Genomic DNA, 406 nt, shown 5'->3' with positions numbered 1-406 from the left:
CCCGGCTCGCGGTGGCGGTGGCCGTAGTCATCGCCGTCCTGGCCGTGGTCCTGGAGCTGCTCCTCAACGGGGGCAGGCCGGGGGAGGGGGTGCGCGAGCCCTGCACCCAGGCCGCGGCCGCGCTCGCCCGGAGGGCCGGTGGTGGGTACCACGGCCACGACGAGTATGGCGGCTACTGCGACGTGACCGCGGAGTGCCAGATCCTCATCGCCGGTCGCGCGGCGGCCGCGATGGCGGGGGGAGTGCAGGCGACTGACGCGGCGTACCAAGCCCTTGTGGTGCTAAGCGGCGCCTCCGCCTCGCCCAACTCCGACGGGTACGCCGCCGCGCTGGTGTTCCTGGCATGCCTGACCGGCGGTCAGCCCGCCCCGGTGGGCCACTCCCCCGGCGCGGCGGCGCCCGACGA

The 406-nt window shown here is 76.1% G+C and carries 1 protein-coding gene; it reads left to right on the top strand.

The annotated features are described in order from the left end of the window. Nucleotides 1–17: 17 nt before the first annotated feature. Nucleotides 18–406: hypothetical protein (locus UK12_RS33305; RefSeq protein ID WP_197085382.1), on the top strand; the 389-nt coding region annotated here is incomplete at its 3' end.

This window comes from Saccharothrix sp. ST-888, assembly GCF_000955975.1.
GTDB lineage: Bacteria > Actinomycetota > Actinomycetes > Streptomycetales > Streptomycetaceae > Kitasatospora.
The sequence above is the reverse complement of the archived record's forward strand: the minus strand, read 5'-3'. Positions and strand labels throughout refer to the sequence as shown.